Source organism: Acinetobacter sp. BHS4 (assembly GCF_018454425.1).
GTDB lineage: Bacteria > Pseudomonadota > Gammaproteobacteria > Pseudomonadales > Moraxellaceae > Acinetobacter > Acinetobacter pittii.
In genome coordinates this window covers 2,822,026-2,845,602 of the sequence record NZ_CP075323.1, presented here as the reverse complement: position 1 = coordinate 2,845,602, position 23,577 = coordinate 2,822,026, and the positions used below count along the sequence as shown (strand labels likewise).

19 protein-coding genes and 2 pseudogenes are annotated in these 23,577 nt (G+C 38.3%); 12 read left to right on the top strand and 9 right to left on the bottom strand.

Annotation, left to right across the window (positions count from 1 at the left end; all coding sequences use genetic code 11):
* Nucleotides 1-15 precede the first annotated feature (15 nt).
* Complete coding sequence (locus tag KIP84_RS13690; RefSeq protein WP_213688738.1) at nucleotides 16-1,161, bottom strand: aldose epimerase family protein; 1,146 nt, start codon at nucleotides 1,159-1,161, stop codon at nucleotides 16-18.
* Between the two features lie 193 nt (nucleotides 1,162-1,354).
* Between KIP84_RS13690 and KIP84_RS13685 the strand changes: the two genes are divergently transcribed.
* Nucleotides 1,355-1,801 carry a hypothetical protein gene (locus KIP84_RS13685; protein ID WP_213688737.1) on the top strand — a complete coding sequence of 149 codons (447 nt, stop codon included), beginning with the start codon at nucleotides 1,355-1,357 and terminating at the stop codon, nucleotides 1,799-1,801.
* Nucleotides 1,802-1,812: 11 nt separating this feature from the next.
* Here KIP84_RS13685 and KIP84_RS13680 read toward each other — a convergent pair whose 3' ends face one another.
* Nucleotides 1,813-2,688: a LysR substrate-binding domain-containing protein gene (locus KIP84_RS13680; RefSeq protein WP_213689847.1), complete on the bottom strand. Its 876-nt coding sequence runs from the start codon at nucleotides 2,686-2,688 to the stop codon at nucleotides 1,813-1,815.
* A gap of 184 nt (nucleotides 2,689-2,872) precedes the next feature.
* On the opposite strand from KIP84_RS13680, the gene KIP84_RS13675 reads away from it, so the two are divergent.
* The 5 genes and pseudogenes from KIP84_RS13675 to KIP84_RS18865 form a co-directional block, all read left to right on the top strand.
* Complete coding sequence (locus KIP84_RS13675) at nucleotides 2,873-3,622, top strand: SDR family NAD(P)-dependent oxidoreductase (protein WP_069122476.1); 750 nt, start codon at nucleotides 2,873-2,875, stop codon at nucleotides 3,620-3,622.
* A 77-nt stretch (nucleotides 3,623-3,699) separates the two neighbouring features.
* Nucleotides 3,700-5,001, top strand: a complete 1,302-nt coding sequence (locus tag KIP84_RS13670; protein WP_213062562.1) for an MFS transporter — start codon at nucleotides 3,700-3,702, stop codon at nucleotides 4,999-5,001.
* A 19-nt stretch (nucleotides 5,002-5,020) separates the two neighbouring features.
* Nucleotides 5,021-5,866, top strand: coding sequence for a transketolase (locus KIP84_RS13665; RefSeq protein WP_213689846.1), 846 nt, complete (start codon nucleotides 5,021-5,023; stop codon nucleotides 5,864-5,866).
* Nucleotides 5,867-5,876: 10 nt separating this feature from the next.
* The gene (locus tag KIP84_RS13660) at nucleotides 5,877-6,881 is read left to right on the top strand and encodes a transketolase C-terminal domain-containing protein (protein WP_213688736.1); all 1,005 of its coding nucleotides are present in this window, start codon (nucleotides 5,877-5,879) and stop codon (nucleotides 6,879-6,881) included.
* A 106-nt stretch (nucleotides 6,882-6,987) separates the two neighbouring features.
* Nucleotides 6,988-7,119, top strand: a pseudogene (locus KIP84_RS18865) (hypothetical protein); the annotation flags it as partial.
* Nucleotides 7,120-7,154: 35 nt separating this feature from the next.
* Here the strand turns inward: KIP84_RS18865 and KIP84_RS13655 are convergent.
* Entirely contained in the window at nucleotides 7,155-7,985 is an 831-nt protein-coding gene (locus tag KIP84_RS13655; RefSeq protein ID WP_213688735.1) for a TIGR02391 family protein, read from the bottom strand.
* A gap of 212 nt (nucleotides 7,986-8,197) precedes the next feature.
* Between KIP84_RS13655 and KIP84_RS13650 the strand changes: the two are divergent.
* From KIP84_RS13650 to KIP84_RS13635, 4 genes and pseudogenes are all read left to right on the top strand, one after another.
* Nucleotides 8,198-8,345, top strand: a pseudogene (locus KIP84_RS13650) (transketolase family protein); the annotation flags it as partial.
* Nucleotides 8,346-8,566: 221 nt separating this feature from the next.
* Nucleotides 8,567-9,262 (top strand): hypothetical protein, encoded by a 696-nt coding sequence (locus KIP84_RS13645; RefSeq protein WP_213688734.1) that lies wholly within the window; start codon nucleotides 8,567-8,569, stop codon nucleotides 9,260-9,262.
* Nucleotides 9,263-9,342: 80 nt separating this feature from the next.
* Entirely contained in the window at nucleotides 9,343-9,732 is a 390-nt protein-coding gene (locus KIP84_RS13640; protein ID WP_249222111.1) for a hypothetical protein, read from the top strand.
* Entirely contained in the window at nucleotides 9,722-10,354 is a 633-nt protein-coding gene (locus KIP84_RS13635; RefSeq protein ID WP_032063149.1) for an HNH endonuclease, read from the top strand. Before KIP84_RS13640 ends, KIP84_RS13635 begins: the two co-directional genes overlap by 11 nt.
* Nucleotides 10,355-10,392: 38 nt before the next feature.
* On the opposite strand, the gene metH is transcribed toward KIP84_RS13635, so the two are convergent.
* Nucleotides 10,393-14,079 (bottom strand): methionine synthase, encoded by a 3,687-nt coding sequence (metH, locus tag KIP84_RS13630; protein WP_213688733.1) that lies wholly within the window; start codon nucleotides 14,077-14,079, stop codon nucleotides 10,393-10,395.
* 464 nt (nucleotides 14,080-14,543) lie between these two features.
* Between metH and KIP84_RS13625 the strand changes: the two genes are divergently transcribed.
* Both KIP84_RS13625 and KIP84_RS13620 read left to right on the top strand, forming a co-directional pair.
* Nucleotides 14,544-16,175: an inorganic phosphate transporter gene (locus tag KIP84_RS13625; RefSeq protein ID WP_005070664.1), complete on the top strand. Its 1,632-nt coding sequence runs from the start codon at nucleotides 14,544-14,546 to the stop codon at nucleotides 16,173-16,175.
* 161 nt (nucleotides 16,176-16,336) lie between these two features.
* Nucleotides 16,337-17,671 (top strand): D-serine ammonia-lyase, encoded by a 1,335-nt coding sequence (locus KIP84_RS13620; protein ID WP_213688732.1) that lies wholly within the window; start codon nucleotides 16,337-16,339, stop codon nucleotides 17,669-17,671.
* Between the two features lie 47 nt (nucleotides 17,672-17,718).
* Here the strand turns inward: KIP84_RS13620 and KIP84_RS13615 are convergent, their stop codons facing one another.
* From KIP84_RS13615 to KIP84_RS13595, 5 genes are all read right to left on the bottom strand, one after another.
* The gene (locus tag KIP84_RS13615; RefSeq protein WP_213688731.1) at nucleotides 17,719-19,266 is read right to left on the bottom strand and encodes a hypothetical protein; all 1,548 of its coding nucleotides are present in this window, start codon (nucleotides 19,264-19,266) and stop codon (nucleotides 17,719-17,721) included.
* 554 nt (nucleotides 19,267-19,820) lie between these two features.
* Nucleotides 19,821-19,985, bottom strand: coding sequence for a hypothetical protein (locus KIP84_RS13610; protein WP_000854552.1), 165 nt, complete (start codon nucleotides 19,983-19,985; stop codon nucleotides 19,821-19,823).
* A gap of 109 nt (nucleotides 19,986-20,094) precedes the next feature.
* Nucleotides 20,095-21,099, bottom strand: coding sequence for a formylglycine-generating enzyme family protein (locus KIP84_RS13605; protein WP_213688730.1), 1,005 nt, complete (start codon nucleotides 21,097-21,099; stop codon nucleotides 20,095-20,097).
* Nucleotides 21,096-22,772, bottom strand: a complete 1,677-nt coding sequence (locus tag KIP84_RS13600) for an arylsulfatase (RefSeq protein ID WP_213688729.1) — start codon at nucleotides 22,770-22,772, stop codon at nucleotides 21,096-21,098. Before KIP84_RS13600 ends, KIP84_RS13605 begins: the two co-directional genes overlap by 4 nt.
* 170 nt (nucleotides 22,773-22,942) lie before the next feature.
* Nucleotides 22,943-23,560, bottom strand: coding sequence for a rhomboid family intramembrane serine protease (locus KIP84_RS13595; protein WP_002117778.1), 618 nt, complete (start codon nucleotides 23,558-23,560; stop codon nucleotides 22,943-22,945).
* Between the last annotated feature and the right edge of the window lie 17 nt (nucleotides 23,561-23,577).

The following is a 23,577-nucleotide window of genomic DNA, read 5'->3' as shown; positions in this document are numbered from 1 at the left end:
GCCTCATTAGAAAGACTATTTTTGAACACCAAACTTAAATACGGTAACACTATTATAAGTTTGATTTGGGTTCAAACGTGTAGAAGGGAAAGCCGGTTGATTCGGGCTGTCTGGAAAATGCTGTGTTTCTAATGCTAGTGCGTCTGCTTGTCGATAGAGTACGCCATTTGCACCAGTAACATTTCCGAGTAAATGATTGGCTGTATACATTTGGACACTTGGTTCAGTGGTTAAGACTTGCATGGTTCGTTTAGATTTTGGATCAACCACAATAGCTGCAAGATTGAGTTTCCCTTGAGACTTTTGATTAATTACCCAAGTTTGGTCATAGCCATATCCATAGGCCAATTGCTGATTATTTGCTCGGATATCTTTCACAATAGCCTTAGGCGTCCGAAAATCAAAAGGTGTACCTGCAACCGAAGCTATTTCACCTGTGGGTAAAGAGTTTTGATCGGTTACCAATATACGGTCTGCATTGAGTTGCACCACATGATCTAGTACACCATAAGGATTATTGCCAGCGCCTGATAAGTTGAAATAACTGTGGTTGGTGAGATTGACGACTGTTGGTTGATCAGTTTTGGCTTTATATTCGATTTGGAATTCATTTTGATCTGAAAGACTGTAGATCACTTCTACATCTAATTTTCCGGGAAAACCTTGATCACCATTTGGACTTGTTAACTTAAGAGAAGCTTTAACGGTTTCACCTTTAGAAACGAGGGGTTTAACTTGCCAAACACGTTTATCAAAACCGGGATTCCCGCTATGTAATGAATTCGGCCCATTATTTTTTTCAAGGTTATACGTTTTTCCATCTAAGCTAAATTTAGCATTACCAATCCGGTTCGCATAACGACCAATTAATCCGCCAAAATGAATGCCTTCCTTGGTATCAGTGACTTCATAACCTTTTAGTTCATCAAAGCCCAAAACAATATTATTTTGTTTACCTTGGGCATCGGGAGTCAAAATCTGTGTAATTACACCACCGAAGCTAATAAAAGATACCGAGACTCCTTTGTTATTGCTCATGGTGTATAAATCAACTTTTTGACCGTCTTGAGTCGTACCATATGGTTTTACATTTAATGTGGCTGCATTGGTAAGTTGTGCAAAGCTATAAATCGTAATACCTAAAATTACTAATTTTTTCATGTTTATACTCTATTTTTTAATCATAGGATTGGATGAATATAAAATTGATTTTTCATCTTTTTAAAGAGGTTTTTATTATAGATAGTGTTAATGATGCTTAGTGCCATTAACTCTAAATATTGAACAAACTTGCACAATTTAAGGTTATAAAGAAATTAATCTTATGAGTAAAACTCAACGGTAAGCTATTTTTATGATTCATCCCGACTCGGTTTTAAAATTTTCACTTGGTCTAAATAGTCTCTCGTTTGATGTAGACAGCCAACACATTCACCTTGAGCAGGGCTTAGGTTTTATTAATTCAAAAAGTATCAGCAATGGTGTGATTGATGAGCTTGCGATTGAAAAGATGATTTATTTTATTGAAGAAATCATCGAGTTGCAGCCACTCAGAAATCTAAATATAAGTAGTGTAGCCGTTACAGCTGATACCGCCATGGCACAACTGAGTCAGTTATTTTTTAGTGCTAAAAAGCAAATCAGTCGTATTGAGCTTGAGGATGGATTTAATGATTTTATTGAGCGTTTGAGTTACTACACGAATCAAGTAGCTCCAGATCAGGTTTATGTTTTTACCTACTTTGTATTTATTCGAGAGATGATGCATCACTTACGAGTTGAGCAAATTCAGATCATTTAAGAAATGATTTCTCAGCCTGCCAATTCATCATGAATCCAGTTTAAAAATAGCTCAATTTTAGGAATAAATTGGTGGGTTCGTGGATATACCAAATGATGAGCCGAGATAGGAATCGATAGTTCATCTGCAAAAACTCTAACTAATTTTTCAGATTCTAAATAATTTTGGGTAAGTAAATTACTTTCCAAAACAAATCCTAGTCCGTGTGTGGCTGCCTCAAGTGACATATAAGAGCGGTCAAAACTCAAAGTGTAGGGAAACTCAGGAATAGTTAGACCCTGATGGGCAAACCACTGCGGCCAAGTGACTAAGGTCGAGCGCGATAAAATCAGTTCTTTCTTTAATAAATCTTGAGGTTTATTTACTGGACTGCGTTCAAGTAGTTTGGGGGACGCAAGCACTTCTAACTTTTCATTACGAATCGTTCTGATTTCTACCCCTGTCCAGTTGGGTAAACCATGACGGATATCAATATCGATCTTGTCGCGGGTAAAGTGCAAATTTTCATAAGAACAAGACAGATTGACCCGAATCATCGGAAATTTTTCTTTAAATGATTCAAGGCGAGGGAGCAACCAAAGCAAACCAAAACTTGGAGATGAGTGAATATATAAACTGTCTTTAGGACTTTTATCGGCAGCTTTTTCCGTGGCTAACATGAGGTTATGCAAAATGGTGGTGACATCTTGAAAATAGCGTTCACCAGAAGGGGTAAGCGTCACACCACGGGCACCACGAATAAATAAACTCTGCCCAATCATTTCTTCAAGCTTAGCAATTTGATGACTTACTGCCGAAGGCGTGAGATTCAAATGCTCGGCTGCCTTGGCAACATTGCCGAAACGGGCGGTTTGTTCAAAAGCCTGTAAGGTTTTAATTGAGGGCATCTGGTTGAAATTGTTTTCACTACTATCCATAAAATGATCCGTTTTTATCCCTAAAACTTATTTGAAAATAGCATAGGCATGAATTTTTTTCATGTCTTGTTGAATTCGAGATGATTGCTGGGCTTTGTGAAAAAAGAGATTCTAAGTCAGAACTCAGGAAATAAAGCGTAAAAGAGGATTGAATATGTTACTACAAGGAAAAGTGGCATTAATTACCGGTGCAGCATCAGAACGTGGAATTGGGCGAGCAACCGCAGAAATCTTTGCACAACAGGGTGCCAAAGTCATTATTGTTGATTTAGATCTTGCTCAAAGCCAAAACGCTGCAAAAGCGCTTGGTGAAGGACATTTAGGCCTTGCTGCAAACGTTGCGAACGAAGAACAGGTCAAAGTAGCTGTTGAACAAGCACTACAGCACTATGGCAAGATTGATATTTTAATTAACAATGCTGGTATTACTCAGCCAGTTAAAACCCTTGATATTCAACGCAATGACTATGACCGTATTTTAGATGTCAGCCTGCGTGGAACACTGATTATGTCGCAAGCTGTTATTCCATCTATGAAAGCAAACGGTGGTGGAAGTATTGTCTGTCTATCTTCAGTTTCAGCACAACGCGGCGGTGGTATTTTTGGCGGGCCACACTATAGCGCTGCTAAAGCAGGCGTGTTAGGTCTGGCAAAAGCGATGGCTCGTGAGTTTGGTGGTGACCAGATTCGTGTAAATTCTCTTACTCCAGGTCTAATTCAGACTGATATTACTGGCGGTTTAATGAATGATGACCGTCGTCACGACATTTTGGCAGGTATTCCACTTGGCCGCTTAGGTAAAGCACAAGATGTTGCAAATGCAGCATTATTTTTGGCAAGTGATCTGTCAGCTTACTTAACTGGTGTCACACTCGATATAAATGGTGGCATGCTGATTCATTAACGCTTGTCATTTAAAAACTAAAAATAGAATGATGGTCACAAGAGGATACTGTGGCCAAATGTAAAGGGATTCGCATGATGGATACAGTATTTTCATCTGAAGTAGATACAACGATTCGTAAATCGGCGTATCGAAAAATTGCATTTCGGCTGATGCCATTTTTAATGCTTTGTTATTTTTGTGCCTATTTAGATCGAGTAAATGTGGGTTTTGCCAAGCTCCAAATGATGAGCGATTTACAGTTTAGTGAAGCTGTATATGGTCTAGGCGCAGGGATTTTCTTTATTGGTTATTTCCTCTGTGAAGTACCAAGTAACATTGTACTTCACAAGGTAGGCGCAAGACGTTGGATTGCCCGAATCATGATTACATGGGGCATTTTGTCAGGTTGTTTTGCTTTTGTTCAAACCGAATGGCAATTTTACACCTTACGTTTTTTGCTTGGTGTTGCTGAAGCTGGACTAGCTCCGGGTTTGTTGCTCTACCTCACTTATTGGTTTCCATCTTACCGCCGTGCACGCATGACCGTACTTTGGTTTATCGCGATTCCAATTTCAGGAATGATTGGTGGACCACTTTCAGGCTTAATCATGGACCGAATGAGCGGCGTACATGGCTGGTTTGGATGGCAGTGGATGTTTGTAATTGAAGCCATTCCTACTGTACTTGTTGGCCTGCTTGTACTTGCTGTTTTAAAAGATTCAGTTCAAGACGCTAACTGGTTAACCCAAGATGAAAAGAACTTGGTGAAGCAAGAACTTGCTCAGGATAACCAGCACAAAGAAGGTCATGCTAGCGTCAAAGAGTTCATTGCAGATAAACGCTTATGGCTACTGGCAGGTATTTACTTTTGTGTCGTGATGGGGCAATACGCCATTACATTTTGGCTACCAACTCTCATTCGTAACTCGGGCATTAGTGATAACTGGCATATCGGTTTGCTCACAAGCCTGCCTTATATGTGTGCCATTGTGGTCATGATTTTGGCAGGGCGTAGTGGTGACCATTTCCAAGAACGCCGCTGGCACTTAATTATTCCGATGTGTGCAGGCGCTATAGCACTCACATTTGCGACCTTATTCGCTTCAAATCTAACGCTCTCTTTAATTTGCCTTTGCATCGCAGCCTCAGGTGTGCTGACGGCATCCTCTTTATTCTGGATGTTACCGACCAACTTTTTGGGTGGTGTTTCCGCAGCGGCAGGTATTGCAGCAGTGAATAGCTTCGCCAATCTTGCTGGATTCTGTTCGCCGTATTTAATTGGTTGGATTACTACTAACACAGGTTCAAATGCAATCGGCATGTTCTTAATCACAGCAGTATTAATTTTCGGTGCCAGTCTGGTTCTGCGTGTTCCGGCAAAACTGGTCAATCGTTAATAAGGAATAGTAAATGACAATGTTAAATGTTGATAAAGCAGACCAAATTGCCGAGTTGCAACAACGTGCCTACCACATTCGCCAACATGCTTTACGTATGGGACAAGTACAAGGCCAAGGCTATGTTGGACAAGCCTTAGGTGCAGCAGATTTGCTCGCTGTATCTTATTTCCATGCCATGAAATATCAGCCAGAAAACCCTGACTGGGAAGGTCGTGACCGTTTTTATCTCTCTATTGGGCACTATGCAATTGCACTTTATGCGGCCTTAATTGAAGCAAAAATTATCCCACTTGAAGAACTTGAAACTTACGGTGCAGATGATAGTCGTCTACCGATGTCGGGTATGGCTTCATATACACCGGGCATGGAAATTACAGGTGGTTCATTGGGGCATGGTCTTGGAATTGCGGTCGGTGCATGTTTAGGACTGAAACAGAAAAAGTCGGATGCTTTTGTCTATAACTTACTGTCCGATGGTGAGTTAAATGAAGGCTCAACATGGGAGGCAGTGATGTCTGCTTCTCATTGGAAACTAGATAACTTGATTGCCATTATTGATGTGAATAATCAGCAGGCAGATGGGCACTCCAGCGAAATTTTAGCGTTTGAACCCATTGTAGACCGTTGGCAGTCATTTGGTTGGTACACCCAACGTGTGGATGGCAACAACATGGAAGCTTTGCTTGAGGCATTCGATCAGGCACGAAACCATGAGGGAGCATGCCCACGTGTCATTATTTGTGACACCAAAATGGGTAAAGGCGTGTCGTTCTTGGAAAGCCGCGAAAAAACTCACTTCATTCGTGTTGATGAACATGAATGGGATGACGCTTTAAATATTTTGACCCACTATGGACAGTAAGGAATACACCATGAGTCAGTTAGCCAATCCTCCTAAGAAAAAACTAACCACTTCGGCAATGATTGCTTCTATTGCTGCCGAGGGCCAACCGACCAAACCAGCACCATTTGGACATGCACTGAATGCCTTGGCAAAAGAGCGTGACGATATCGTAGGTTTGTCAGCAGATTTATCAAAATATACAGACCTACATATTTTTGCCAAAGAAAACCCAGACAAGTTTTTCCAAATGGGTATGGCGGAACAACTTTTGATGAGCGCAGCAGCAGGACTTGCTCGTGAAGGGTTTGTTCCTTTTGCGACCACCTATGCCGTGTTTGCATCACGTCGTGCCTATGACTTTATTTGTATGGCAATTGCGGAAGATAATCTGAATGTCAAAATTGTGGCAGCACTTCCGGGGTTAACCACGGGTTATGGCCCAAGTCATCAAGCGACAGATGATATTGCGATTTTCCGCGCTATGCCGAACTTGATGGTTATCGATCCATGTGATGCCTTGGAAATAGAACAGGCGATTCCTCAGATTGCCGCGCATAATGGTCCGGTATATATGCGTTTATTACGCGGTCAGGTTCCGTTAGTGCTCGATAAATACAACTACCAGTTTAAATTGGGTAAGGCACAGGTGATTAAACCCGGTAAAGACTTACTCATTATTTCGACTGGTTTATTGACCATGCGTGCGCTTGAGGCAGCCGAAGAGCTTGAAAAAGAGGGCATTGAGGTTTCAGTGTTGCATGTACCTACCATTAAACCTTTAGACGAACAAACTATTTTGAATGAAGTCGCTAAAGGTGGCCGACCTGTTTTAACTGCCGAAAATCATTCAGTCATTGGTGGGTTAGGGGAAGCCGTTGGCTCACTATTTCTAAGAAATGGACAACATCCTCGTTTTGACATGATTGGTTTGCCAGATGCATTTTTAGATGCAGGGGCATTGCCCACTTTACATGATCGCTATGGTATTTCAACTGAAGCAGTTAAAGAGAAGATTAAGGCACATTTGAAGTAAAAGTAATGTGTACTTGGTATAAATAGTATCGAAAAGAAATCTCTTAATCTTAAAGATTGGGGGATCTTTTTATTTACGGATTGTTTAATCTAAAATTGCTAGATTAAATGATTTTATTGAGCATTTAAGCTATTACACAAGCCAAGTGTCTCCAGATCAGCTTTATGTTTTTACCTACTTTGTGTTTATTCGAGAGATGATGCATCACTTAAGAGTTGAGGAAATTCATGTAATGTGAGCATATAAAAGCTTATATGATATACAACTAGGCTTTTATAATTTTCCCTCATACATTTTTTTTGCCTCAATAGCTTTATCCAATTTTCTATGTATTAAGGAAATAGTAGATAAAATATCTAGAGCATCTTGTTCATCAATAGTCCAAGTAATTTTAGGAGCATGGGCTGTTGTGTTTCTAAATGTACCAAAAATTCCTTTTAATAAGTTCATAAAACCTTTTTGTTCACTTTCTTCGCTTTCTGTCATTAAATTGTTTAATGTCAGATGAGGAATTTTTCCTTTGAATGAGAAAGCTTGATCTATTAACTCAGATCCATCTGTGGTGAGAGACGTTTTATTACGAATTTTTTCAGCGATACTTTTAGTTGCTTCAAATACAGCATGAAAATAATTATCAACTAACAGCTCTGCTTTGCAGAAAAGTAGAACGTCATTATGAATCTTCCTATCAATTAGTACTTTTCTTAAATTTATAGCGCGTTCTTCTGCTTCAGTAAGTGTTTTGATGGCTGTGATGCGTTTTATAATTCCAGTTTCTTCTAATTCCAATCCTTCAAATGAAAACACAATATTTAATTTGTTTCGTATTTCATTAAACCATGTTGCATTATCAAAGTGCCTTGATGGTCTCATGACATGTTGAATAAAAAAGATTAAATTATTGGCGCACTTATCTTCATTCTGTTTGAGATTCAAAGCATCATATAACTTCTTCCATTTTGTTGAATTTATTTTTGGATCAGAAATATTACACTCACTTAGGTATTTAGAGATTTCCGTACCTGTTAGGCCATTCATTGTATCGCCTAATATTTTGCAAATAGATTCCAAAGAGGCAGGATCAATTTTTTTGAGAATAGCCATTTAATAATTTTCGAAAATATATAATTGATAAATTACATATTTTTCATTTGAAGATCAATTTAATCCTTCTGCTAATTTTTCTCCTTTTGATAAGGAGAATAAAGCGCATTTAAGCAAAAGAATCTCATTTGGGCTGGTTTATTGACTATGGAGGTGCTTAAGGGGACTGATGTGTTAGAAAGGGAGGAAATTAAGTTTAAGTGATGTATGTCCTATTTCTAAGAAATTGTAAACATCCTCGTTTTGACATGATAGATTTGCCAGATGCATTTTAGATGCAGGGCCTTATCTACTCTACATGATCGATATGGTATTTCAACTGAAGCAGTTATAGAGAAGATTAAGTCACATTTGAAATAAAAGTAATATGTACTTGATATAAATAGTATCGAAAAAAACTCTTTGAAATCCCTGAATGTTAAAGGTGGGGAATTTTATTAATTAATGCAGTAATCTAGGCTGTCTATATGGATTTTTCTAAATATATTGTTCAACAGGAAGTTACTTTTTTGAATAATATGGGCTTTAAATAGTCATATAAAAGATTTACAATTTTATAAATTTAAAATTTTTTGTGAAAAATGTATTGGGATAATTATAGTGATGTTAACTTCTTAGTCGGAGTTAATGGAAGTGGGAAAAGTCGCTTATTAAATACTATAGGTCAAAATCACTTAAAGCGAAATGATCATGTTATAGCGATTTCAAATACTGTTTTTGATAAGTTTAGTACTAGAGGATATGAAAAATTAAGTGCAAGAGATGGGAAGGTTTTTTTAAAAAATATAATTATTGATTCATTTTTGAATGAAAATGATAGTATTTATAATATCCTGGAATACTTAAAATATGAGAGATTTGTTGCTGTATTAATATCATTTTACTCTGATTTTGATGGTGATTTTCTTAGCTATTTCATAAGAAAAATAGATAAATATAATAAATTTGATATTCCAATTGATAAGGATTTTATTGATTGTGAGTTAATTGAGCTTGAGAAGTTTTGTAATCAATTAGAAAAATTATTACGTCCTTATAGTAATTATGAATATATTTTTGACTTTGGATATTGGATGGGGAAAGAAAACACTGTAAATTTATCAATCTTCAAAAAATTCTATGAGCTATTTAGTAATAAAAGAATTTTTAAAATAGACTTTCTTTTATCTAAAGATGGAAAGAGATTTAAGTTGGATGGAGCAAGTTCTGGAGAATCCCATTTTTTAGCACAGATGTTATTCTTGAGTGAGAAAATTTTAAAAAATAAAAAAATATAATTTTAATAGATGAGCCTGAAATAAGTTTACATCCAAAATGGCAGAGAGAGTATGTGTTAAAACTGTACGATTACTTTTATATGTATGATTTAAATTTTTTTATAGCAACTCACTCTCCATTAATGATTTCAAAACTTCAGGTAAATCGAAAGGATTTTTACAGTGATTATATAGGGAATATAAACTATAAAATATTTAAAGTAATTGATGGGAATTTTGAAAGAATTCAAGAGGATGATGATTATAGTATTGAATCTTTATATTGGGAAATTTTTGGTTTATTAACACCAGATAATTCATTTTTGTCGAGGTATTGTGTTGCTTTATTAGATAATTATGACTTAAAGAAAATTTCTTTTTATGAGATAAAAGAAGAGTTTAAAAAGTTAAAAGAAGCATGTGACTTAGATTTACAAAAACAAGTTTTAATGGATATAGAAAATAGGTTTATAAACAACAATGAACATTAATTTATTAAATTACACTTGTCCCTATCCTAAGAAGTCAAGTAGGGGGAAAGGTAGAAATATTAATTGTAAATGTGGAAATGAGCCTTGGTCGTGTAAAGAATTCTTTTATGTAAAGAAGCAAATTAAGGTTAAGTTAAAAAAAGAATTTGATAACACATGTGCATTTTGCCAAAGGGCTCTTGCCGAAGATGAAGATATTATTATTGATATTGAACATGTATTGCCCAAACATAAATATGTAAATTACAGTTTTGATATAAGAAATTTAGTTATTTCTTGTCGGAGATGTAATACAGGAGCACAAAAAGGTACACGAACAGATTTTATCAATTATCTAATTCAGAATGATCAATATAACGCTTCAATAGATTTTTCTTTAGATAACTATAAATTCATACATCCAAAGTATGAAAATACTAGAGATTTTTATGAATTGGAATGTTTACAAGCAGGGCGTGCAGTATTTATGCGTTATACAATAAATAAAGAACACCCTAAACTTGAATATACATTTGATTTTTTTAATCTAAAAAAGTTAGAGCGTGGTTCTTTAGAAGATTGCGCAAGGATAATGAAAAAATTAAATAGTAAATTTTTAAAATATTTACCTGAGAAAATATAAAAATCCCCTCACTTGAGGGGATTTTTTATAGCTTAATTTTAAGCAATCGAATCATCTAAATTTGGTGCTAACCAACGCTTCGCTTCATCCAGTGTCCAACCTTTACGTTTTGCATAATCTTCAAGTTGGTCTTGAGAGATTTTGCCCACGTTAAAGTATTCACTTTGAGGGTGCGAATAATAGAAACCACTCACCGAAGATGGCGGCATCATTGCGAAGTGCTCAGTCAGTTTGGTACCGATTTTATCGGTAGAACCTAACCAGTCAAACAACACTGCTTTTTCAGAGTGCTCAGGGCAAGCAGGGTAGCCTGGGGCAGGGCGAATACCGACATATTTCTCTTTAATCAGTTCTTCATTGCTGAGCTGTTCGTCAGCTTTATAACCCCAGAACTCTTTACGAATGCGTTCATGCAAGTGTTCTGCAAAGGCTTCAGCAAAACGGTCAGCCAGTGATTGAACTAAAATTGCAGAGTAGTCATCACCTTTAGCTTTGTATTCATTTGCCAGTTCTTCTGCACCAAAAATCGATACAGTGAATCCGCCTAAGTAGTCCTGTTGTTCACGGTCATTACGAATGTAATCTGCTAAAGACAAGTTTGGTTTACCTGTCACTTTGTCAGATTGCTGACGTAAGTGCTCAAAAGTATACGTAACATTTTGACCAGCTTCATCAAATACGCTCACTGTGTCTGCGTCAGTGCGCTGAGCGGGGAACATACCGAATACAGCACGAGCATCAAAACGATTATTGTCGATAATATCTTTCAACATCGCTTGAGCTTGGTTGTACAAGTCAGTTGCAGCTTCACCAACCACTTCATCTTCTAAAATTTTCGGGAATTTACCTGCCAAGCTCCAAGAAATGAAGAATGGTGTCCAGTCGAAATACTCTACAAGGGTTGCAAGCGGGTAGTTGGTGAGAACTTGTGTTCCTAAAAGATTTGGTTTTGGTGGTACATAGCTTTCGTCAATTTTAAAACCGTTTTCAACTGACTCAGCATAGGTCAATTTTGCAGCTTTTGGCTGTTTGTTGGCTAAGCGCTCGCGAATCTTGGCATATTCAGCACGGTGCTCTGCAATAAAGTTTCCACGCATTTCTTTCGAAAGGAGAGTGGTTGCAACACCCACAGCACGTGAAGCATCGGCAACATAAATCACAGCATCGTTTTGGTACTGAGGATCAATTTTTACTGCAGTGTGTGCTTTAGAAGTAGTCGCACCACCAATTAATAAAGGAATGTTAAAGCCTTTGCGCTGCATTTCTTTCGCAACAAATACCATCTCATCTAAAGATGGAGTAATCAGACCTGACAAGCCGATGATGTCACATTTTTCATCAATTGCAGTTTGTAAGATTTTCTCGCAAGGGACCATCACGCCAAGATCAACAATGTCATAACCATTACAGCCAAGTACTACACCTACAATATTTTTACCAATATCGTGTACGTCGCCTTTAACAGTTGCCATCAGGACTTTACCTTTAGATTGGCTACCTGTTTTTTCAGCTTCAATGTACGGGTTGAGCCAAGCCACAGCTTGCTTCATAACACGTGCAGATTTCACAACCTGTGGTAAGAACATTTTGCCCGAACCGAACAAGTCACCAACCACGTTCATACCGTCCATCAAAGCGCCTTCGATTACATCTAAAGGACGTTTGGCTTTGAGGCGAGCTTCTTCTGTATCTTCATCAATGTAAGTTGTAATACCTTTAACTAAAGCATATTCAAGACGTTTTTCTACAGATTCATTACGCCATTCAAGGTTCTCGGCTTCTTTTGTAGCACCGCCTTGTCCACGGTATTTTTCAGCCACTTCAAGCAATTTTTCAGTCGCAGCCTGACCAGACTCACCTTGGTTTTGGTTTAAAATGACATCTTCAACTGCTTGTTTTAGCTCGGCTGGAATATCATCATAAATTGCCATTTGGCCGGCATTCACAATACCCATGGTCATGCCTTGCTTGATGGCATGGTACAAGAACACAGAGTGAATGGCTTCACGAACAGGCTCATTACCACGGAACGAGAACGAAACGTTCGACACGCCACCAGAAATCATGGCGTGAGGTAAGTTTTGTTTAATCCAACCTGTGGCCTCAATAAAGTCGACGCCATAGTTATTGTGTTCTTCAATACCTGTTGCTACTGCAAACACGTTCGGGTCAAAAATAATATCTTCAGCAGGGAAGCCTACATCGTTAACCAAAATGTCATATGAGCGCTTACAGATTTCACGCTTACGTGCAGCGGTGTCGGCTTGACCTGTTTCGTCAAATGCCATGACAATAATCGCAGCACCATATTGACGGCACAGGCGAGCTTTTTCTACGAACTCGTCATAACCTTCTTTTAAAGAAATCGAGTTAACAACGGGTTTACCTTGTACGCATTTTAAGCCAGCTTCAATGATTTCCCATTTTGATGAGTCAATCATGATTGGCACACGTGAAATATCTGGTTCAGAAGCCACAAGATTTAAGAAATGCACCATCGCATTTTGCGAATCGAGCATCCCTTCATCCATGTTAATGTCAATAATCTGTGCGCCAGCTTCCACCTGTTGCTGTGCCACTTCTAAAGCTTCAGCAAAGTTTTCTTCACGAATTAAGCGTAAGAATTTTTTCGAACCTGTAACGTTAGTACGTTCACCCACATTCACGAAAAGTGAGTCATCATAAATATTAAATGGTTCTAAACCACTCAAACGACATGCAGGTACAGTTTCAGGAACTTGACGAGGCGCAATATCTTTTACCGCATTGGCAATCGCGCGGATATGGTCTGGTGTTGTACCACAGCAACCACCAGTAATATTAATTAAGCCGCTTTCTGCAAATTCTTTTAAGAATGCTGCAGTTTGTTCTGGCGTTTCATCATATTCACCAAAAGCATTTGGTAAGCCCGCATTTGGGTGCGCTGAAACAAACGTATCTGCGACATCGGAAATGGTTTTTACGTGAGGACGCATGGCATCTGCACCAAGCGCACAGTTAAAACCAATCGATAGTAAGTCACCATGACGTACAGAGTTCCAGAACGCTTCCGCAGTTTGACCTGTTAAGGTACGACCCGATGCATCGGTAATGGTCCCTGAAATCATGATTGGTAATTCACGACCAATTTGTTTAAAGACTTCTTTAACCGCAAAAATTGCAGCTTTACAGTTTAATGTGTCAAATACGGTTTCAATCAAAATGATATCTGCACCGCCTTCAATCAGCGCGTGTGTCGCTTCAATATAGTTTTCTTTTAGCTCATCAAAAGTGATGTTACGAAAGGCAGGGTCATTTACATTCGGTGAAATGGAACAAGTACGCGATGTTGGCCCAAGTACACCTGCTACAAAACGCGGTTTATCTGGAGTCGAATACTTCTCACAAGCTGCTTTAGCTAAACGTGCTGCTTCACGGTTAATCTCTGGAACAAGATCTTCCATGTGGTAATCAGACATTGAAACACGCGTGCCGTTAAAGCTGTTGGTTTCAATAATGTCTGCACCAGCATCAAGATAGGCTTCATGAATACCTTGAATGATTTGAGGCTGGGTCAGAACTAAAAGGTCATTGTTACCTTTTAAGTCATGTGCCCAATCGGCAAAACGCTCACCACGGTAGTCGGCTTCTTCTAATTTATGGCGCTGGATCATAGTTCCCATAGCACCATCAATAATCAGAATGCGTTTAGCAAGAAGCGCTTTTAGGGTGGCAAGCGTAGACATAGAAAACCCCGATCTTTTATATGAATTTAAAAATGCGGCGCTATTGTAACAGAATAGTTGCGCAATTGATGACCTATAACGACCCATCATTCACTGTAATAGATTCATTAAAAAACGGCTTTTATGACAAATGAAGACTGTTTTTTCATCAAATATTCATAAAATGATCATGATATTGAAATATTTCATCTCCAATATTCGGTTTTATGACAGTTGTAGTGTTTAAAAAGTAGACATTTAGGTAATTTTTTAGATATTTTTGCTTCAAAAATAGTCATAAAATAGATGGGTGGGGATTTATGTAAATTATTGTATTTAAATAAAAAAATAAAAAGTGTAGAGGAAAGGTGCATCAAATGAGGTCAAAATGTGAAAAATTGACTTCATCGGGCGCCGCTTTGTCATATAATTGTCATAATTTAATTTAAGAATACAGAGGATTTTTTTATCCTCTTACCGTCTGCATGAATTCTAATCTACCCCCTGTTTCGGATTCAAAACTTGCGGCAAACCTGCAAGTCAAATCGACGAATGTACATGTCCCGACACCTAAATTTTTTATGCCGGTGTTTCTGACGATTATTGTTGCAACACTTATTTATATTGGATTTCAGGTGAGTGCTGATTTAGCACATGTACCACCTTTGAGTCTTTATTCAGTTATTCTTTTATCAACTGCACTCTTGATTGCTTTAGGCTTTGAGTTTGTAAATGGCTTCCACGATACTGCAAATGCAGTGGCAACAGTGATTTACACCAATGCTTTACCAGCACCGGTTGCAGTCATGTGGGCTGGTTTTTGTAATTTCCTTGGGGTAATGGTTGCAAGCGGCGCAGTCGCTTACGGCATTATTGCATTGTTACCTGTTGAATTGATCATGAATATGGGTAGCGGTGCAGGTTTCGCAATGGTTTTTGCGCTTCTTATTGCTGCGATTCTCTGGAACTTGGGTACTTGGTTCTTAGGTATTCCTGCATCTAGCTCACATACCTTGATTGGTTCAATCTTGGGTGTGGGCATTATGAACCATCTATTGAGTGCATCGACTGGCGTGACGACCAGTGGTGTTGATATGGATCAGGTGATTAAAGTCGGTAAGGCATTATTATTTTCACCTTTAATTGGTTTCGCTTTTGCAGCGATTGTATTCTTGTTGGTTAAAACTATTTTTAAACGCCAATTAGAATTATTCCAGCCACCTGAAGGGAATAAACCACCACCAGCAATCATTCGTGCAATTTTGATCTTTACCTGTACAGGTGTGAGTTTTGCACATGGTTCTAATGACGGTCAAAAGGGTATGGGACTCATCATGCTGATTTTGGTTGGTCTGGTGCCGTTGGCTTATTCATTAAATAAAAATCTTGATACTCAGCAAGTTCAATCATTCCATCAGCTTTCTTCTCAAACTGCCGTATTTTTGAATCAAAATCAGCCAGAATTAACCGATGAAAAAGCACGTGTTATTCTGACTAAATATATTCAAACTAAACAGCAAACTCCGGAAGTTGTGCCTGCATTGGCAAGTATGACTGATCACTTGGGTGAGCGAGTTTCTAGCTATAGCAACTTAAAAGATATTCCTGAAGCTGCAATTAGCGAAATTCGTAATGACATGTATTTAAGCACCACGACGTTTAAGCGTTTGGATAAAGCAGATGCTTTACCAAAAATGGATGACTCACAGAAAAAGCTTGTGAAAGAATACCGTAGTAGCTTAGATTCATTCTTACAATACATTCCGACTTGGGTAAAAGTGGCTGTTGCTTTAGCACTTGGTCTAGGCACAATGGTGGGTTGGAAACGTATCGTTGTGACTGTAGGTGAGCGTATTGGTAAGCACCACATGACTTATGGTCAAGGGATGTCTGCTGAGCTTGTTGCAATGAGTACAATTGCAGCTGCTGATGGTTTAGGTATGCCAGTTTCAACAACACACGTTTTAAACAGTGCTGTTGCGGGTACGATGGTCGCGAATAAATCAGGTTTAAACTTTAATACCGTGAAGACAATTCTCTCTGCATGGGTATTTACTCTTCCTGCAACAATCTGCTTGTCAGGTGGTTTGTACTGGTTATTCTTACAGTTTGTATAAAAGCATTTAAAAAATTAAAGCCACTGTTCACAGTGGCTTTTTTATTTGTTCAGTTTTTAAATTTGAGACTATTTTTCATGTACATTCATCTATAAATTAATAAGTTGTTATAGGTCATCAAACAGCTTTATAGGCTGGGCTTAAAATTATCAGGATATATTATGAATGCGGTTCAAATAGATCAGCTAAAACAACAATTTCCACTTATTGAAACACTTCAAGCCTATCAAGAAGTATTTTGGTTTACACCTCATCGCTATCCTTTAAAAGAAGCTTTAGAAAAAGTTGGACTAACCGCTAAGGACGTAAGTGAAGCAGAAGCAAGACTAGCGCGTTTCGCACCTTATTTGGCAAAAGTATTTCCTGAAACTCAAGCACAACATGGAAAAATTGAATCAGATATTGTTGAAATTGCTCATATGCAAAAAGCACTTTCTTCAGCAAAACAAGTACAGCTTAACGGAACATTCTGGTTGAAAAAGGATAGTCATCTACCAATTTCAGGCTCCATCAAAGCACGTGGTGGCATTTATGAAGTGCTCACACATGCTGAAAAACTTGCCATGCAGGCAGGGTTGCTCAAACCAGAAGATGATTATAGTAAATTAGATCAAGATTCATTTAGGGCATTCTTTTCTAAGTATCAAATTGCAGTAGGTTCTACAGGCAACCTTGGGCTTTCTATTGGCATTATGAGCGCCAAACTCGGCTTTAGAGTCACTGTTCATATGTCGGCTGATGCTAGACAGTGGAAAAAAGACAAACTACGTTCACTCGGCGTTAACGTTGTAGAATATGCTAGTGATTACGGCGTAGCTGTTGAAGAGGGACGAAAAGCCGCAGAGCAAGATCCACACTGCTTTTTCATTGATGATGAAAACTCAACCACATTATTTTTAGGTTATGCCGTTGCAGGAATACGCTTAAAACAGCAATTTGAGCAAAAACGTATTAAAGTCGATGCTGAACACCCATTATTTGTTTATTTGCCGTGTGGCGTCGGTGGTGGCCCTGGTGGGGTGAGTTTTGGACTAAAACTGGCTTTTGGTGAGCATGTACATTGTATCTTTGCAGAACCCACACATTCGCCGTGCATGTTACTTGGTGTCCACACAGGTTTGCATGATCAGATTTCAGTTAATGACATTGGGATTGATAACGTTACTGCGGCAGACGGGCTTGCGGTAGGGCGTGCTTCAGGTTTTGTCGGGCGTGCTATGCAACAATTAATCGATGGCTACTACACCATTCATGATGAACGTTTATATGAGCTCATTGCGCTTTTAAATCAAACTGAGAATATTCAGCTTGAGCCTTCTGCAGTAGCAGGCATGATGGGGCCATATTATCTACAGACGAGTCCTGATTACTTGGCTTTACACCAATTTACAGCTGAGCAGTTGCAACAGGCAAATCATGTAATATGGGCAACTGGTGGTGGCATGGTGCCATCTGATGAAATGCAAAAATATCTATCGCACTTTCAAGATAAATAAAGATACGTTATAAAAAAGCCCAATTCTAGGATTGGGCTTTAATCAAATTATTTTTTAGATGATTTTCTAAAAGGAAGTTTTTCGGTAGCAAAACCATAAATTGCGGCAAAAGGTAGGGCAGTTCGTGCTAAATAAGCTACACGCCATAATCCACCATGATTGGCACCTTCCATCATAAGTTCAAGCGGATGGTCTAAGACAGTTTCAGGATTCGCCACAGAAGACTCATTTCTTAAGTCATGAATCCAGAGCGCCGCCATAATGGCATTGGTGGTTTCAGGGCTAAATGCTTCTACATCGAAAAGTTCTGCGCCGTTAAAAGCTGCTTTCAATAATGGATTTTTAGTCACTGAATGAGTGGTTGTCGATGGTGCAATATTAATGCTGACACGTTGTCCTTGATGGCGGGCCAAAATAGCACGCCATTGTTGAATACGTTTTGCCAAAGCATAGTTTGGACCTTGTTCAACCACTAAGCAGTCGGCAATACCATAAGTTTTTCCATTTTCACATGTAATCAAGTCTTGGTATGGCGCTTGAAAAAAACGATTGAGCGAAAGAGCAGAAACGCCTTTTACTGCCAATTTTTGCATTTTTCTGCGGGATTTAAATTTCTCTTGAGCAGCCTCTGCAACTTCTTTTGGTACTGCATAAACATCGGTTGGAGTACACATAAACATAAGGCTTGTATCAGGCTTATGCTCGCTCACAAATTGCATAATGCTATCCATTGCCATGGAAACGCGGACATGCTTTTCACCATCTAAATAGGCGATTGCTGCCAAATCTAACTTTTGTGGAAACTGCACCAGCCACTGTGATATTTCTGGTAATTGAGTCAGTAAATTTGCACCCAGCTTATCTTTTAACTCAGAAGCTTTTGCTGACGAATCAACGGCTTCAACACATGGTGCAATGAGTGTTGCATTCCCTTGTTGAATCGTATTTAAGATTTTGCCCCAGACTCGTGAGTTTGGTAAATCTACGGCAACAATATTTGCTTTCCATTTGGCTAACCAAGGCAGTGGTCCTGCTTCTGAGGCTGCACCAAACAGCACCATCGTACGGTCAGACAAATCGAACCATTCAGGATGAGCAATAGCTTCACGAAGTGCCTTTGCATGACTTGGTTCAATAATACCAGCTTCTTCCCAGCGTTGAATCTGGTCTAATAAGCTTTGTCCACTCAGCTTTTGCCCTTTATAGGGAACATACCACTCTGGTGCTGCGTCACTTTCACCTTTAAGTTTTACTGTATAAAGAGGAGTTGATGAAGCAATATGAACGGCATCTTTTAAAAGGTAGTGTTTACCATCACGATAATAATCAAAAATATGGTGAGCTTTATGCAATCCTTGCTTCGCAATAGTAATTGGGTTGTTGATATTAGAAATCCCTTGTTTAACAAGAGCTTTAAAATATAAAGGATAGTTTTTTCGCCAGTTTTTTTCATTCAACACTTGTTGTGCGGTTTTATTATCTACAATAGATAAAGCCTCTGACAAAATCTCTTGGCCTGTAAGAGATGTACTTTGTTTTTTTGTTGAGGCGTGTACCGGAAATTGTAGACCTTCGACTTGACTTGTGCTGGACATAAAATATCTCGTTTATACGACTGGGTTAATATACATGTGTATACATTATCTATGCCAATGAAAGGAAACGAGTGGCAATAACTGACAAAATAATATTGATTATTTATGTGATGAAACGTGAAAGAGAAAGTTATTATGATAAATTCATCTCATTTTGACCTTAATTTTTTTCACATTTTTATAACATTTTTATAGACTTACGTTACATAAATGTTTATTTTGTATTAAGCAAATACATCAGTATTAACCTGAAGGTAAAATGTTCAAAATGTATCAATAATAGAGATACAGAAATGATTAAAAACTAGACTTTTTTCTTAAGCGGTAAGAAAAGTCAAACGGAATAAGAAAGAATTGGGGTGAAACTAGATAGAAGACAACGTAAGATTGTCTTTTAAAAATCTTGGGGATATGGTGATTTTTTTACACCATAATTTTCTAGTTTCATCCCATCTATTTTTGGGCTGGAACCCTCCATTTAGTATTCAATTCATCACTTGATTGAAGCCTATTTCTTTAGAGTAACTTCAAAATTACTTTAAAAGAGGATATTTCTAACAACGTCCTTTTTTAGCTTGTCCTGGTGGGCAAAAGCCTCCTGGATGTCCGTAATATGGTGAATCGGGATCAATCACAATACTACCCTCAGGTGTATGGACTGCACAGGCTGATAGTGACATTGTGAAAATTGCTGCTGCACAAAGAAGTAAAGTTTTCATCTTGTTCTCACTTTTTTATCATTCTCACTTGTACTATAAAAATATTTTGATCATTTTTCGATCTAATTTTGGTTAAAAAATATCTTTAATCAGTCGAATTAAGAAGAAATTAAGGAGACCGTAAAATAGTTCGAAATCCAACATGTGTTGCAGCTAAATCAAAATCTTGTGGATAACGGCTACTGCTACGATAACGTGAACAATAATTTTGTGCACAAAGAAAAGATCCACCTTTAATTACATATTGAGTGCTGGTGATTTCTTGTTGACGTAAATCAGAATAATTTCCCATATGCTGGTCATGAGCACCTTGATAAGGAGAAGATGTCCATTCCCATACATTTCCAATCATATCAAATAGTTTGAATTTATTTGCCGCAAAACATCCAACGGGTGCAACACCTTTAAAGTGATCTTGATTCAGGTTTTGAAAAGGGAATTCGCCTTGCCAGTAATTGGCTTGCGGATGTTGATGTTCATCAGTAGGAGCCTGATGTAAAGGAGTATCAGTTTTTGAATTGGCTTTAGCCGCATATTCCCATTCGAGTTCTGTTGGTAAATCATGTCCGAGCCACACTGCATAATGTTCAGCATCATTTTTACTCACATATCGCACAGGCTCATTAGGATTGGCTATAGCACCATTACTGCCATTTGGCGTTTTCCATGTATACCCTGATTTTAGCTGCCACCATTTCTGTGGGTGATGAGGGTCTGGTGAGAAAACAGCAGCCTGTTTTTGTTTTTCGGCATCGGTAATATAGCCAGTTGCTTTTACAAAACTTGCAAATTGAGCGACCGTAACTTCAGTTTGGTCAATCCAAAATCCTTTGACTTCACGCTTTTTTTTCCCAAAATTAAGTTCATCGGGATAGGCCTTTTCAGAACCAAAGTTAAAATCTCCATCGGCAATTAAAACCATTCCTGCTGTAGGCTGTTTGAGCCAACCCTGAGGCAGACCAGTATAGTTTTGACACTTTTCAATAGATCCTAAATCAGCTAAAGATGTTTGCTGTTGCGTCGAAGATGTAGGTTCAGAAACTTTTGAAGATTGGCTACAGCCCGTCATAATAGACAGGCTGATTGTGGTGACTAAAAAAGGTTTCAATTTCATTTGGCGTTATATTCCTGCACACCATTTTTTTCAGTATATTTTTGATAGACCGATAAAAGTTCTTGAACTTTTGCAGGATAAAGCTGAGCAACGTTTTGTCTTTCACCGCGATCTAATTTAATGTTGTATAGCTCCCAAGTCCCTGTGCCTAATTCAGGTCGTCCTTGAAGTGCGATTTTCCATTCACCTTGTTTTGCATATTTGCTGCCATGTAACTCATCGGCAAAGCTAAAATTTGCAGGACGAATAGTATCGGTTTTGTTTTCAAGCAAAGGTTTCCATGAAATCCCAGATGGTGTATTAATGGCTCGGCCATTATATTGGCCTTGAGGTACTGGAATATGAGCATATTCTAGTAAGGTAGGGAAAACATCGAGTACAGATGCAAAGCTATGATTGGTTACTTCTGCTTTTTTCTGATTTGGTAATTTCACAATAGCAGGGGCAGTCGTTGCGCCTTCGCCCGCCGTATCTTTCCATAAGTGGAAAGGCGCCGCACTGACCTCGGCCCAACGTGGCCCAATATAGTGATATGAAGTAGGTGTACCCACATTTGCTACTGAGTTATCAAAACCAGATTCACTGCCATATCCGCCACGTACAAAACCTTCTGCACCATTGTCTGAAACAAAGAAAATTAAAGTATTGTCATAAAGATTATTTTGTTTGAGATATTGAATAATGCGGCCGACATTGGCATCAAGATTTTCTACCATGCCCGCATAGATTTCCATCTTACGAGCTTCTAGTGCCTTTTGTTCGGCTGTTAACTCATCCCATTTCCCATATTTTTGTGGAGCATTTTGAGTCGCAATTGGTTCTGCTGCATCAAAGTTTGCAGGAATAATTCCAAGCTGTTTTTGTCTCGCAATGCGGGCATTACGAATTGCATCGTAGCCTACATCATAAACTCCGCGATATTTTTCACGATATTCGGCTGGGGCTTGAATTGGCCAGTGAGGCGCCGTATAGGCAGCATAAGCAAAGAATGGTTTGCCACTATTTTTGCCTGAATCTAAGTAGCTTAGTAATTTATCGGTAAAATAGTTGGTAGAGAAAAAGTCATCAGGCAATGCCGAAATAGGAATAACTTGCCCATCTTCTGTATAAGTTGAATTTCGTTTAAAGGTACTTGGAGCTTGTTTAAAATGATGGTCTAAACCTTGTAATAAGGTAAATGAATGATCAAAACCTTTAGTATGTGCATTGCTTTCAGGGGTTAAGCCTAAATGCCATTTACCACTAATATACGTGCGGTAACCATTGTCTTTAAGTACTTGGGCAATCGATAAAGAACGTTCGTTTAAATAGCCTTCATAACCTGGTTGTCCCTTTAAATGCTCTGGGGTGAGTTCCGCCATTGCACCAATACCAGCTAAATGGTGATCAGTACCGGAAATAAGTTGAGAGCGTGTTGGCGAACAGGTCGGGGCAGTATGATAATCCGTTAAAAGTCGACCTTCTTGAGCCAGACTATCAATATTAGGGGTGTGAATTTCGCCACCAAAAGCCCCTAAATCTGAATAGCCTAAGTCATCAGCCATAATAAATAAGATATTCGGTTGCTTAGGCGTGCTTACGACATTTTCTTGATTATCATTGTCATTACATGCAGCCAGAGATAAGCTAAATAAAGCAATGGAAAGGCTAGATAAAATTGCTCTGTACTTCATTGTATCATCTGAATTATTAAAAGAATTGGCATGAGTTTAATCAGATGGTTTTTGCAAACAAAACAACGAATTGATCAAAGAAAATCAGAAAAAAGACTGAGAATTTATGCAGATAAATAAATCAGAAAAAAAGAAAAGCCCATAACGGGCTTTTCTTTGATTTATATCGTTTAGAAAGGAAGACGGGTAAGCTGGTCTAAGAAATGTGGAATAACTTTAGGTTCAAGTAAAATGGTTACGATGATTCCGTAAGCTGCACCCCATAAATGAGCACTATGGTTAATATGGCTATTACCACGTTTACCAGCCCAAATACTGTACGCCACATATAAAATAGCAAAAATAATAGCGGGTACAGGAATGAAGAATACAAAAATCAGCTTCCATGGCTGAAACAGAATATAAGCAAATAAAACCGCTGAAACAGCACCTGAAGCACCTAGGCTGGCCCAATTCGCATCATTTTTATGTTGTAAATAGCTTGGCAAAATCGCAAAGATTAAGCCACCTAAATAGAACAACACAAAACCCATGTCATAGAAATATTGGCGGTAAAAACTTTCAATGATACTGCCAAAGAAAAACAGGGTAATCATGTTGAACAGTAAATGTGTTCCGTCGGCATGGATAAAGCCATGAGTAATGAATCGATCAATTTGTCCACGTTGCATTGCAGGCGGCCAAAAAATCAATCGGTTCATTACATTTTGATTGCTAAAAGCAAGTAAAGAAATAATGACCGTAATAATAATAAGAGTAACTGTATGGTTAAACGGCAAATGCAACATAAGAAATATTTAAAAAA